The organism is Gelatiniphilus marinus (assembly GCF_042684345.1).
Taxonomy (GTDB): domain Bacteria; phylum Bacteroidota; class Bacteroidia; order Flavobacteriales; family Flavobacteriaceae; genus Gelatiniphilus; species Gelatiniphilus marinus.
Window position 1 is genome coordinate 366,480 of sequence record NZ_JBHULK010000001.1, and the last position, 14,301, is coordinate 380,780.

7 protein-coding genes are annotated in these 14,301 nt (G+C 36.8%); 6 read left to right on the top strand and 1 reads right to left on the bottom strand.

Annotated elements, in window-relative coordinates; translation table 11 throughout:
* Positions 1-2,802, bottom strand: a 2,802-nt coding sequence (locus ACFSQS_RS01595) for a M14 family zinc carboxypeptidase (RefSeq protein ID WP_388013047.1), incomplete at its 3' end; no start/stop codon positions are given.
* A gap of 283 nt (positions 2,803-3,085) precedes the next feature.
* Between ACFSQS_RS01595 and ACFSQS_RS01600 the strand changes: the two genes are divergently transcribed.
* From ACFSQS_RS01600 to ACFSQS_RS01625, 6 genes are all read left to right on the top strand, one after another.
* Positions 3,086-3,925 (top strand): endonuclease/exonuclease/phosphatase family protein, encoded by an 840-nt coding sequence (locus ACFSQS_RS01600; RefSeq protein ID WP_388013050.1) that lies wholly within the window; start codon positions 3,086-3,088, stop codon positions 3,923-3,925.
* 195 nt (positions 3,926-4,120) lie between these two features.
* Positions 4,121-7,471, top strand: coding sequence for a glycoside hydrolase family 2 TIM barrel-domain containing protein (locus tag ACFSQS_RS01605; protein ID WP_388013053.1), 3,351 nt, complete (start codon positions 4,121-4,123; stop codon positions 7,469-7,471).
* Between the two features lie 80 nt (positions 7,472-7,551).
* Entirely contained in the window at positions 7,552-9,849 is a 2,298-nt protein-coding gene (locus tag ACFSQS_RS01610; RefSeq protein WP_388013056.1) for a family 20 glycosylhydrolase, read from the top strand.
* Complete coding sequence (locus tag ACFSQS_RS01615) at positions 9,842-11,407, top strand: sulfatase (protein ID WP_388013059.1); 1,566 nt, start codon at positions 9,842-9,844, stop codon at positions 11,405-11,407. Before ACFSQS_RS01610 ends, ACFSQS_RS01615 begins: the two co-directional genes overlap by 8 nt.
* Before the next feature lie 10 nt (positions 11,408-11,417).
* Positions 11,418-13,184, top strand: coding sequence for a DUF4091 domain-containing protein (locus tag ACFSQS_RS01620; RefSeq protein WP_388013062.1), 1,767 nt, complete (start codon positions 11,418-11,420; stop codon positions 13,182-13,184).
* Between the two features lie 63 nt (positions 13,185-13,247).
* Positions 13,248-14,042 (top strand): endonuclease/exonuclease/phosphatase family protein, encoded by a 795-nt coding sequence (locus ACFSQS_RS01625; RefSeq protein WP_388013065.1) that lies wholly within the window; start codon positions 13,248-13,250, stop codon positions 14,040-14,042.
* The last annotated feature ends 259 nt before the right edge of the window (positions 14,043-14,301 follow it).

A 14,301-nucleotide genomic window follows, 5' to 3' on the forward strand; every position in this document is an offset into this window, starting at 1 on the left:
GTTTACGGTGTTATCGTTATCGTTACAATCGGTGTTGTTATCACTGTAGCCAATGGGAGCGGTAGAGCTGCATAACATGGCTGTTGTGGTCGATCCGAATCCATCGCCATCGGCATCCACGTAATATTGCTGTGGGGTGTTTACGGTGTTATCGTTATCGTTACAATCGGTGTTGTTATCACTGTAGCCAATGGGAGCGGTAGAGCTGCATAACATGGCTGTTGTGGTCGATCCGAATCCATCGCCATCGGCATCCACGTAATATTGTTGTGGGGTGTTTACGGTGTTATCGTTATCGTTACAATCGGTAGTTGGCAATACACTAGTTGTATATCCAGCACCAGGGCTAGTACATTGTGTTGTAGTTGAAATTGCATAGTTATCATTGTCGGCATCTAAATACCACACAGTATTTGGGTTAATTGATGCGCCTGTTATTGGTGTATCATCACAATCTGTATTATCTGCTACATATCCAGCGGGTTGCGACGCTGCAACTTGACTTACTAATGGGTTTCCAAATGTATCACCATCAGCATCTTGATACCATGTTGTTAGATTGCTAGTAATATTGATAGTATAGTCTTCTACTTCTCCATCAAAACTATTTTGGCACGATGTAGGATTGGCATTGTATCTCGCAGAAATTCGCATACGAGTAGAACCTAATGAAGCTGTTGGGGGAATGTTAATTGATAAGGGAGTTGATATAGGGCTATCGCTAACACCAGTTATATTTCCTAAATCATAAGATTCACCACTATCCGTAAAATTACCATTTTGGTTCCAATCTATCCAAGCTATGGCATCGACTCTAAAATTGCCATCTGTATCAACATGAACAGTTAGATTGTAAGTTGATGATTGTGTAACTGTTGTCGAGATGTTTGTAAAATCTTCGTAACCAGTATCTTTAGGGGATCCATCGGCATTGTCAATTGTATTAAAAATGACTCTTGTTATTCCTGTTTCGAAAGAAGTATTACCACTTGAAGCACAATAAGATACGGCCGTTGTAGAAAAATTAGTTGAGCTTGTATAGGCAGACGTTGAACTATCACAAACACTTCTTACTTGTACCTCGTAATTTGTTGACGCACTTAAACCAGATAAATCACTTGTTGAAGAAGATATTCCCAAGACATCAATCCATGTGGGCGATCCAATTTCTCTGTATCTAAGGTCAAAAGTAGCACCAGAAGCAGAACTCCATGTCATGGTTGCAAATGTAGAATTTATACTTGAAGCAGTTAAACTTGTTGGTACAGCAGAAGTTATTGGGGTTAACAAAACATCGGCCAAATTTACAGTTTGGTAATCAGCAATGGTTTGATTGGTTAGTGTAAAAGATTGATAACAATCTGCTTCGAATAATATATTGTAAGTTCCTGCTTTTACAGGTCTGTAATAATCACCAAGATTGGCCTCTGATACTGTATGGGAGCCTACTGCATCATGGCCTACAAGCGTTATGGTTGCTTCAATTGGGTTGTTGGTATTGGCATCTTTTACAACACCTCTAAACCCATAAGTGCCTTGAACTAGATAATCGATTAAGGCTTCTTTATTGAAATTCCATAGATTATTTAACTCGGAAGCAAATGGGGTTTTATTATTTGATAATTCAATGGTGGTTTCTTTACATTGGTGAGAAAAATTCATGTAATCTTGACGACCTCCATCAACACGATACCAATCTGCACCATGAGTGATTCCATTGGTTAAGTCATCCATATATCCATTATCTATACCATTACTATCCGCTTGGGCATTATCTGCATATTCTCTGCTTATTAACTGAAACCATGCATCGTCAGCATGTCTGTCGTACGTATTATCCCAAGGATAGTTTACCACCTCTACACCACCATGAAAATTGGCCGATAATACAAAATGATGGGCATCGGCAAAATTCATAAAATGTAGTGTTTCTAATTCATACACAGTATGTCCATTTGAATGTGGACCAGCTAAGTTATCCGGATAGTTTCTGTTTAAATCAAAGCCATTATCATTTGCCCTTCTAGCATTGGCAACAGAAGTGTTAGATGGATTATTATAAAACGTACCATCAGGATTTGCCAAAGGGTTTATCCAGATTTCTGAATTGTCAATTAAATTTTTTACTCTCGCGTGGTCTGTATGCCCCGAATCATTATATGCTGTGATGAAATAATCTATAAGGTTAAGCATCAATGGGTAGCCGGCAAGCTCATCGCCGTGCATCGATGAGGTGTACATCATTTTTGGTTCTTGTTCATCGGTCGTAACATTGTCTGATAGTTTGATGAACAACAATCTTTTGTTTCCTCCGCTTACACCTTCGGTAGTACCACCAATATCAACCAATTCGCAAATACTAGGGTTGTTTGATGCAAATAGAGCCATTTGGTCTGCATAATCTTGATAGGTTGGATAAGCGGTTAAAGGAAAGCTTAAAGGAGTAGCAAATGCTTTTCCTGTTTTAATGCTTTTCCTTATTTGATTAGACATTAACCTTTCTTTTGGCTGATTATCCGAATCGTTAATTGTATAAGTTAGGTTAAAGTTTAAAAAACGGTTAAATTCGTTTTCGTTGGCTATAGCTTTAATTGTTAAAGGTGTTTTAGGATTTTGACCATGATCAAAAGACACAATATTGGCTAGTTGTTTAACTTCGTTTAAGTTGTTGGCAGTGAAAGTAAAAACGAGTTCTCCACGTTCTTTTAAATAGTTTTCGGCTTTAAGTTTGTTAGTGTTTTGAGAGAAAGTAATTTGCACCATTAGCATAAATAGCACGCTTACAAGAGTAGTTTTTTTCATTGGATTTGGTGTTAGGTGATGATTTGTACACAGCTAATATAAAAAAATATTAAAAAAAACTCCATGAAATGCAAAAAAATCGGACGAAAAGCATGCGCTTTATCGGTGTTATTTGATAAATTCTTGATGAATAGTGGTTTTTGGTTGTATTGGGTTTTATGAAAATAAAATAATTTTTTTTATATATTTAATAAATTATTTCATTATGAGGGTATTTTTCTTACTTATTATGGTTGTTTTATTTACTCAATGTAAAACAGAACAGTCACATACATTTAAAGTTATGACCTGGAATATCCTGCACGGTGCCAATGATATTATTAACGGAAAAGAAAATGCCATAGCGATTATAAAAGAAATTGATCCGGATGTAATTTTAATGGTTGAAACTTATGGGTCTGGTAAAGATATAGCTGATGCTTTAGGATATAATTTTCATTTAATTGCACCAAAAGGAACTGCTTTAAACGATAAAGGAACAAACCTGTCTATTTTCTCAAAATACCCCTTTGGCAATCGAATTGATACTGAATACCCGTTTTATTTAGGAGGAATAGAAATTATAATTAACAATCAAAAGGTGCGTTTTTTTTCGAATTGGTTTCATTATCTACCTTGGAACGATGCACCAGAAAACATGGGTAAAACCACCAATGAACTTCTGGAATGGGAGAAAACAGGAGCCCGTTACGACATGCTTCAAAACGTGTTGCCCTATCTAAAAAAATATGCAAGCCAAACAGATTCAATACCCATAGTTTTTGGTGGCGATATGAATACGCCTTCGCATTTAGATTGGGGCGAAAACACCAAAACCATACACAATAATTTGGTAGTGCCTTGGAATACAACAAAACAATTAGAGAAATTAGGATTAATCGATACATATCGAACCTTAAATCCAAACCCGTTAACGCACCCAGGAATTACATGGAATACAGAGGCCAAAAACGATTCGCACAGAATAGATTATATTTTTTATAAGGGCGCAAAACTAAAGTCCGTAAACTCTAAATCTTATCATGCCTATTTTAATAAACCCATTACCATTAATGGTAAAGCGTTTTTATATCCCTCGGACCACGGTTTTGTGGTTACTGCTTTTAAGTTGTTAAAAAATTAAACAACATCGCTTTTTATTGTTTTTTTTTAGTTTTTTTAATAAGTTATGTGTGGAAAGCACAATAGTTATTTAGCTATTTTTTTTCTGATGTTAATTTAACTATTTTAGGGCGGTATTTACAAATTTACACACATCTTTTTGTAAATAAAACACGGTAAATTAATAGTTTAATATTTTAGATTTAATCCTAAATTCATGATTTTAAAAAACACCCTAGTTGTTGTTCTCTTTTGTATTTGTTTTTCAGTAAATAGCCAAAACAAAAACCCCATAACAGACTATAAGCATTATATAGAAAACGAGCAGGTTATTAGCGAAAACAAATTAGATGCGCACGCCTCTTTTACCTCATATACATCCAAATCTGATGCGCTAAACCGAACTAATGGATTACAACAAAGTTTAGATGGCCTATGGAAGTTCAATTGGGTAAGAAACCCAAAAGACCGCCCCACTACATTTATGGATCCTGCTGAAGATGTTGCAAGTTGGAACGATATTAAAGTGCCATCCAATTGGGAGGTAGAAGGTTACGGCATACCTATATATGTTAACCATCAATACGAATTTGCCGATTACAAAGCTCCCATTGCAGACGATATGGAATGGGTCGATAAAATATATCCAAAAAATCCAGGTAATGTACCAGACAACTACAATCCCGTAGGCTCCTACCGAAGAGACTTTACAATAAACGAAAATTGGGGCGACAAAGAACTCTTTTTGCATATTGGCGCCATGAAATCGGGTGGTTTTGTTTGGTTAAATGGCGAATATATTGGTTATTCACAAGGCAGCAAATTGCCAGCTGAATTCAATATTACCAAGGCAGCCAAAGTAGGTAAAAACACACTGGCCATTCAAATTTTTAGATGGACCGATGGCTCGTATCTCGAATGTCAGGATTTTTGGAGAATAAGCGGCATCGAGCGCAGCGTTTACATTTATGCCCAACCCAAAGTAAGAGTTGAAGATTTTCAAGTTGCTGCAACATTAGATAAAGCCTATCTAAACGGTATATTAGATGTTTCCGTGTCGTTAAAAAATCATTTATCAAAAAATAAAAACGTTCAGGTAGAGTTTCAATTATTCGACCAAAATCAAAAACAAATAGCATCTAAAAATATAGATGTTTTGGTTGGTTCAGATAATAAAATGGAGGTTAATTACAAAGCCCAAATACCTTTAGTAAAACCATGGAGCGCAGAACATCCAAATCTATACGACTTTGTAATAGAGATTAAAGATAAAAAAGGGAATGTATTAGAGGTTATCCCATCTAAAATTGGTTTTAGAACTGTTGAAATTAAAAACGGATTGTTACTTTTAAATGGTAAGCGCATTACTTTAAAAGGTGTAAACACTCAAGAAGCAAACCCCGAAACAGGTCATGTAGTGTCTGAAGAACTCATTATGAAAGACATTAAGCTTTGGAAAGAAAATAACATAAATGCAGTTCGTTTAAGTCATTACCCGCAACAGCGACGTTTTTACGAACTATGCGATATTTACGGTATGTACGTGGTTGACGAGGCCAATATCGAGTCGCACGGCATGTACTACGGAAAACATTCTTTGGCCAAAAAAGAAAGTTGGGAAAATGCCCATGTAGATCGCATGGTAAGAATGGTAGAGCGCGATAAAAACCATCCTTCTGTAATAATATGGTCTATGGGCAACGAAGCAGGAAATGGCATTAACTTCTTTGCAGGATACGATGCCATAAAAGCTGCCGATAAGCAAAAACGGCCAGTACAATACGAGCGCTCATATAAAAATCGCGATGGCAGTTTGTTCGATATGGATACCAACACCGATATTATTGTGCCACAATACCCGTCGCCTGCGAGATTTGAGGAAATAGGAAAATCTAAAACAGATAGACCCTTTATACCCAGCGAATATGCACATGCCATGGGAAATAGTACCGGCAACTTTCAAGATTATTGGGATATTATTGAACAATATGATAATCTGCAAGGTGGTTTTATTTGGGATTGGGTCGATCAATCCATCTGGAAAACCGATGAAAATGGCGAACGTTTTTATGCCTATGGTGGCGATTACGGCGAAAATATGCCATCAGACAACAGCTTTTTAAACAACGGTATTGTGTTTCCAGATAGAACACCGCAACCTGCATTGCACGAAGTAAAAAAAGCACACGAGTTTATCAATTTTAAAAATAAAGGCCTCAATAGATACAACGAATTAAGGGTTTTAGTTGAAAACCTGTACGACTTTACCAACCTTGAAAATTTCAACATAAGCGCCACCATAAAAGCCGATGGCGATATTTTAAAAACCATTGATTTTAAAACGATTAGCATAGAGCCAAACACCGGAAAACTAATCCGTGTAAGTCTTGACGATATCGATTTTAAAAAAAATACCGAGTATTTTATACACTTGTCTGCAACTACCAAAACCAATTGGAGTTTATTGCCAAAAGGTTTCGAGGTAGCACGCGAGCAAATTCCGTTGCCCAATAAATATATAAAAGAAACCGTAAATATTCCTTTAACAGCTTCAATAAAAGTTGAGCAAAAAGCAGGCGAAATAGCTTTTTCTAATGCCGATTTTAAAGTGGTTTTCAATAAATCAAAAGGAAGAATCACCTCATATATTTATAAAGGAAACGAGCTCTTAAAAGACGGTAAAGGTCCAAAACCAAATTTCTGGCGAGGTGTAACCGACAACGATTTTGGTAACAAAATGCAAATAAGAAATATTGAATGGAAAAAAGCATCCTTGTTTTCAGAAGTCGAAAAAGTAGAACTTTCTCAAGTAAAAAATGGTGCGGTGCAACTGTTTGTTACGTATAATTTACCAGGTGTCGAAACCACCTTTGTATCAAATTACACCGTTTATAGTAATGGCGTTGTAAAAATAAACAACACCCTAAACAAAAGTGAATACAAAGGCGATATTCCGCGTGTGGGTATGCGTATGCAAATTAAAAAGGAATACGATAATATGATGTATTTTGGCCGTGGCCCATGGGAAAATTATCAAGACAGAAAAGCATCGGCGTTTGTAGATTTGTACCAATCTAAAGTTTCAGCTCAATACGTGCCATACATTCGTCCGCAAGACAATGGCTATAAAACCAATGTGCGTTGGACGGCCTTTTCAAACCAAAATAACAACGGTTTGCTGGCTGTTGCAACCAATAGTTTAAAAGGTTTAGGTATTAGTGCATTACACATGGAAAACGAAGATTTTGATACCACCGCAGGATTAGAATACCCCGGCACTGGTAGTATAGACGAGAAATACAGAATAGACGGTATTCCTAAAATAAACGCTTCAAAGCACATTAACGATATTAAAGAGAAAGATTTAGTTCAATTAAATATAGATTTAGATCAACGCGGAGTCGCTGGAGACGATAGCTGGTACTCTAAACCACAAGAAAAGTATCAGTTAAAAAGTAACGAGAAACATGTTTACGGCTTTTATTTAATTCCTTTTGAAAACAAATCAAAAGAAGATTTGATAAAAACAAGTAAAGATTATGCTGCAAAGGCCAGTGTTTTAGAGTAAAATAAGTATTACAAAAAAGCAATTAACTTGTAGTAATTGTTTTAAGTTTCCAGTATTTTTACATATTAAAAAATAAAGACATGCGTCATTTTTTATTTGCAGCTTTAGTAGCAGCAATGTTGGTTGGTTGCAAACAAACAACACCAACATTTACAGAAAACCAAATTTCAATTGTGCCAAAACCATCAAGTCTGGTTCTGGGTGAACAGTCGTTTTTATTCTCAAAAAATACATCGATTTTTGTTGAAAACAAACAGCAAAAACCAGCAGCAACCTATTTGTCACATTTATTTGAAAGTGCAGCAGGTTTTCCGTTGGCAACCGCTGGATCAAAAGAAAAAGCAAGTGTTGTTTTTGTAAAAGATGAAAATCTAAAGGCCGAAGCGTATCATTTGGAAGTTACTCCCAAAAAAATCACAGTTAAAGCAAGCGATGCTGCAGGTTATTTTTATGGCGTGCAAACGCTGCGCCAATTATTGCCACCAGCAATTGAAACCACAAATAACACAGAACAAAACTGGTTGGTACCTAGCATTACAATTAACGACCAACCGCGTTTTACTTGGCGTGGGATGCACATGGATTTTAGCCGCCATTTTTTTAGCATCGACGAGGTTAAAACCTTTTTGGATTATATGGCGCTGTATAAATTGAATGTATATCACATGCATTTAACCGACGACCAAGGGTGGCGTGTAGAAATTAAAAAATACCCGTTGTTAACCGAAAAAGGCGCGTGGCGTATTGAGAGTTCGCACGATAAAGAGTGTAAAGAACTCGCAAAAACCGACCCTTCATTTATTATAGACGAGCAGCATTATCACGAGCGCGATGGAAAACGCATGTACGGTGGTTTTTTTACCCAAGAGCAGATTAAAGAAATTATCGCTTACGCGGAAGAAAGGCAAATAGAGGTAATTCCAGAAATCGATATGCCGGGGCATTTTAAATCGGCCATCGATAATTACCCGTTTTTATCGTGTACAAACGAGGCAGGCTGGGGCGAGCATTTTTCTATGCCAGCTTGTTTGGGCAAAGAAACAACTTACGAGTTTGCAAAAGATATCCTATCGGAAATTACCGATTTATTTCCTTCGGATTATATTCATATTGGGGGAGACGAGGTTAATATCCAATCTTGGAAAGACTGCCCACGTTGCCAAAAAGCCATTAAAGACAACAACCTTAAAAACGAGCACGAACTGCAATCTTTTTTTAACAGGGATATTGAAGCCTTTTTAAAAACAAAAGGCAAAAAATTAATTGGTTGGGACGAAATTGTTGAAGGCGGTTTAACCAAAGATGCAACCATGATGTGGTGGCGAAATTGGGCACCAACAATGCGAAACATAGCTGCCGATAACGGGAATGATATCATAATTTGTCCGGATTTCGAATACTATTTCGATTTCTTAAACGATGCCACACCGCTGGATAAAGTATATAATTACGAGCCCGTTCCGGAAGAATTTACCGAGGCGCAGGCAAAACAAATTATTGGCGTACAAGCTAATTTATGGTCTGAAAGAATTCCAAATTTTAGGCGCTTACAGTATCAAACATTTCCTAGAATGTTGGCTTTGGCCGAAACAGGATGGACTGCAAAAGAAGATAAAAACTTTGATGGTTTTCAAAATAGAATGAATCTTCAATACGAACGTTTAGATGCTTTAGATATTCAATATTATATTCCATCGGTAGTCGGTTTAAAAAACAAAGTCGCTTTTTTAGATACGGTTTCCATCACCTTAAAAACACCGCTTAAAAGTATGGATATTTACTATACTTTAAATGGTAGTAAACCTTCAAAAGCATCCATAAAATATACCTCACCAATTCAATTTACAGAAACAAAAACACTAAGCACCATTGCGTACCGTGGCAATAACCCCAGCGAAATTAAATCCGCATTAATAGAAAAACAAACTTATTTACAGCCCCTTAATGTAAGCCCTAAAACAGGTGCTTTAAAACGTTGGGTGGGCGAAAAAATGTTTAAGGTTGTCGATGCTATTACCGAGCCTAAATCCGCAGAATTTAAAGCCGTAAACAATATCGATTTAGAAGGTTATCAAAACAGCGATCATGTTTCCATGATTTTTAAAGGATATTTTAATGCCGAAACCAATGGCTTGTACGAGTTCGCAACAAAATCAGACGATGGTAGTTTGCTATTTATAGGTGATAAATTGGTTGTTGATAATGGCGGAAACCATTCAGCAGTTATAAGAAATGGCATGGTAGCCCTAAAAAAAGGCTGGCATACGATAACCATAAAATATCATGAAGCCACCGGCGGAAACGAGTTGACTGTTTGGTATAAAGCACCAAAAGGAGAGCTTAAAATATTAGAAGGAAATGTGATTGCATATGATTAGTTCATTAAAAAAAACAGTATTTTGTATTTCGGTTATATTTGTTTTTACTGCTTGTAAATCCAATAAGAAAGAAACGCAAGCTGTTACAGCTAAACCCAATATCATATTATTTATGGTAGATGATATGGGTTGGCAAGATACTTCTGTTCCATTTTGGAACACAAAAACAGCTCTTAACAATCTGTACCATACTCCAAATATGGAGCGGCTTGCCAGCCAAGGTATGAAATTTACCCAGGCTTATGCTACAGCTGTATGCTCGCCAACACGGGTAAGTTTAATGACCGGGATGAATGCTGCTAGGCACCGCGTAACCAATTGGACCTTAAAGCGAGGCATTTCAGCGGTAAATCCACCAAAAGGTTTGGCTATGCCGGAATGGAACCTAAATGGCATTCAGCCAACAGATAGTATTGAACGCGCTGTCCATGTAACCACTTTGCCGCAAATTTTAAAAGCTCACGGTTATTTTACTATCCACAGTGGAAAAGCACACTTTGGAGCTTTGGGAACACCAGGGGAAAACCCTTTAAATTTGGGGTTTCAAGTTAACATCGCAGGACACGCTGCTGGTGCACCAGGGAGTTATTATGGTACTAAAAACTTTAAAAAACAACTTGATAAAAATAGTGTTTGGGATGTGCCTGGTTTAGAAAAATACCACGGTAAAGATATTTTTTTAACCGAAGCTTTAACCCGAGAATCTATTTTGGCCATGGACAAGGCTGTTGAAAACAAAAAACCATTTTACCTTTACATGTCCTATTATGCGGTGCATACGCCCATTCAAGGCGACCCGAGATTCGAGCAAAAATACATAGACAGAGGCTTGCATCCAACCGAAGCTAAATACGCCTCGTTAATTGAAAGTATGGATAAAAGTCTTGGTGATATTATGAATCATTTAGATGAAAAAGGCATTGCAGATAACACTATTATTTTGTTCATGTCAGACAATGGTGGTTTAAGTGCTGTGGCTCGCGGTGGAGAAAAGCATACCCATAACAAGCCATTGTCGAGCGGAAAAGGATCTGCGCACGAAGGTGGTATTCGAGAACCAATGCTTGTAAAATGGCCAGGAGTAACCGAAGCAAACTCTAAAACCAATGATTTTGTTATTATTGAAGACTTTTTCCCAACCATTATCGAGCTCGCAGGAATTAATGATTTTAAAACGGTTCAAACTATAGACGGTAAAAGCTTTACGTCTATTCTAAAAGGGGAGAAGAAAGACAATAATAACAGAGCTTTGTTTTGGCATTATCCAAATAATTGGGGGCCAACAGGACCAGGAATTGGTGCTAGCAGTACCATACGTAAAGGCGATTGGAAACTAATTTATTATCATTTAGATAGCCATTTCGAGTTGTTTAATATTACTGAAGATATTGGTGAAACCACAAATTTAGCAACAAAAGAAACCAAAAAACTTAAAGCATTGGCTACCGAATTAGGAAATTATTTACGAGCGGTAAACGCTCAAATGCCAACCAATACCAACACCAATCAAATGGTGCCATGGCCAGATAACGAAACCCTACTAAAAGCTTATTTCTAAAATTATTATTATGAATCGTTTACTATTTTTATTCAGTGTTGTTTTAATCTCGTTTAGTTGTCAAAAGCAGGTGGTTTTAGTAGCGCAAACCTATCAAGAACCTCAGGATCCATCACCAAGTAAAACTGAAAACTGGACGGCCGTTGCCAAAGGTTTACAAGCCGCTGTGGCATCAACAAACCATCGTTTTGTAAAAAGTGTCATTCCTAAAATCCAACAAAAAAATACGTGGACTGGAACTGCTTGGAAAGGCGAGCGTATTTCTGCGCAATTGGTGCTTTGGAGCAACGATTCAATTAATAATGTGACTACTGAAATTTCAGATTTTAAATCCGATTCCGGTAATGTTTTACCTTCAAGCACAACACAAATCAGTTTTGTAAAATACGTGATTACAGATGAATTTGCCGGTGGTTGTGGCTATAGAAAACCCGAAGATTTTGATGCCTCTTTAGCTGCCGATGTTTTAGAGCCCATAACTTCTTATGCCATAAAAGCCCAAGAAACCAGACCTATATGGGTTACTATTGATGTACCTGCCGATGCGAAAAGTGGTATGTATAAAAGCGTTTTCACAATACATAACGAAGGACATGTTTCTAAAACATTCGAATTCACTTTAAATGTTATTGACAAAACCTTGCCCAAGGCAACCGATTGGAAGTTTCATTTAGATTTATGGCAAAACCCTTTTGCTTTGGCGCGTTACCACAATGTTGAGCCTTGGTCTCAAGCGCATTGGGATGTGTTGAAACCATTAATGAAACGACTCGCCGATGCAGGACAAAAAGTAATTACCGTATCTTTAAACAAAAGGCCATGGGGCGGACAAACCTTCGACCAATTTGAAGCAATGATTGATTGGAAAAAGAAAGCCGATGGCACTTGGGAATACGATTTTACCGTTTTTGATAATTGGGTGCAATTTATGATGGACTTGGGTGTAAAAAATCAAATTAGTTGTTATTCCATGGTGCCTTGGGGCAACGAGTTTTATTATTTTGATGAAGCTGAAAATAAAGAAATTAAAATTAAAGCACCTCCCGGAACAAAAGAATATGATGCCTTTTGGATTCCGTTTTTAAAAGTTTTTAAAACCCACGTAGAAGCTAAAGGTTGGAGCGAAATTACCAGAATAGCGATAGATGAGCGTGGGCCAAAAGAAATGAAAGCCATGCTAAAATTACTGAATGAACACGCACCGGAATTTGGCGTGTCGTTTGCCGATAACCATAAAAGTTACAAACTCTATCCTAACGAATTAAAAGATATGTCGGTTGCATTTGGGCATCCTGTTGACGAAGAAGATTTGGTGAGTCGCAGAGCAAAAAACCACATTAGTACGCATTATGTTTGCTGTTCTGATGCGTTCCCCAACACCTTTACTTTTTCGCCACCCGCAGAAGGCGTATTTATTGGTTGGTACACTATGGCTGCCGATTTTGACGGATTCTTACGTTGGGCATACAATAGTTGGGTAGAAAACCCATTGCAAGATTCACGTTTTAGAACATGGCCAGCTGGCGATACTTATATTGTTTATCCCGATAATCGAAGTTCCATTCGTTTTGAAACCCTGCGCGATGGCATTGAAGATGCCGAAAAAATTAGAATTCTTAGAGAGCACTTGAGATCTAAAGGCATGCTAGATGAATTAGATCATTTAAACAATGTGGTAGCCCAATTTAATATAACCACAAGTCCCGATAATTTAGAAGCTTTGTTGACAGATGCTAAAAGCACATTGAATATTTTAGCAAAAAAAGTAATTGATTAATTACAAATAGATTTTAGTCTAAAAAAAATCAATTAATTAAAAAAACAGTTAAGTATTGGGATTATGAAAAAATACATTTTAGGGCTATTATTCGCAATGCTATTTTCGTCTATTGGTGCACAAATTAAAATAGATTCATTGCACATAGTTCGCATATTAACCTATAATATATATCACGGCGAAACGGTAGCTGCTTCAAAACAGTTCGATTTAGATTTGCTGGCCAAAATTATAAACAACACCAACCCCGATTTGGTAGCATTGCAAGAAGTCGATTTTAAAACTAACCGCGTTTTAAAAATGGACTTGGTAACCGAGTTGGGTTGGCGTACAAAAATGGCCGGTATTTTTGGAAAAGCCATGACTTTTGATGGTGGCGACTACGGCGAAGGCATACTCTCTAAACAGCCATTTTTAAGCACTAAAAACCATGCGTTGAGAGCAAGGGCGAATAAAGAACCCCGAGCCGCATTAGAAGTTAATGTACAAATTAAAAGCGGCGACACCATTAGGTTTGTTGGCACGCATTTGGACCACACAAAAGACGAGACCGACAGGATAAACCAAGCCAATCAAATCAATGCTATTTTTACAAAAGATAACGTGCCCACTATTTTAGCAGGCGATTTAAACGCTACTCCAGAAAGCGAAACCATGCAGGTTTTTTATAAAGTATGGCAACAATCCTGTACAAATAACAACCCAACCTACCCAGCGGTAAATCCAGAAATAAAGATAGATTACATACTTTTTAGGCCAGCAAACCGGTGGCGCGTTATTGAAACCAAAGTTATAGAAGAAGAAATAGCATCAGACCACAGGCCTGTTTTAAGTGTATTGCAATTAATTAACGAATAAAAATAAAGGGCAAAAAATCTACTTGTTTTTTGCCCTTTAAAAACTACATAAAAAACTCATAATTAATTTGATTAAATTATGGCGACTAACTCAAAATATAATCATAAACTACAATACAAAATTAAGAATACATTTACTTAAAATCTACTAATAATCAAACTACAACCAATACTTTTTTTGCCTAAAACGTATTAAATTTAAGGTTTTTTTTAAATTATTTTGTTAGAAGTTTTAGTTATATTGTAAAAAATTAAAGACA

Coding starts and splice junctions, on each gene's coding strand:
- ACFSQS_RS01600 (WP_388013050.1), top strand. CDS start 3,086: ATGACCTGGAATATCCTGCACGGTGCCAATGATATTATTAACGGAAAA.
- ACFSQS_RS01605 (WP_388013053.1), top strand. CDS start 4,121: ATGATTTTAAAAAACACCCTAGTTGTTGTTCTCTTTTGTATTTGTTTT.
- ACFSQS_RS01610 (WP_388013056.1), top strand. CDS start 7,552: ATGCGTCATTTTTTATTTGCAGCTTTAGTAGCAGCAATGTTGGTTGGT.
- ACFSQS_RS01615 (WP_388013059.1), top strand. CDS start 9,842: ATGATTAGTTCATTAAAAAAAACAGTATTTTGTATTTCGGTTATATTT.
- ACFSQS_RS01620 (WP_388013062.1), top strand. CDS start 11,418: ATGAATCGTTTACTATTTTTATTCAGTGTTGTTTTAATCTCGTTTAGT.
- ACFSQS_RS01625 (WP_388013065.1), top strand. CDS start 13,248: ATGAAAAAATACATTTTAGGGCTATTATTCGCAATGCTATTTTCGTCT.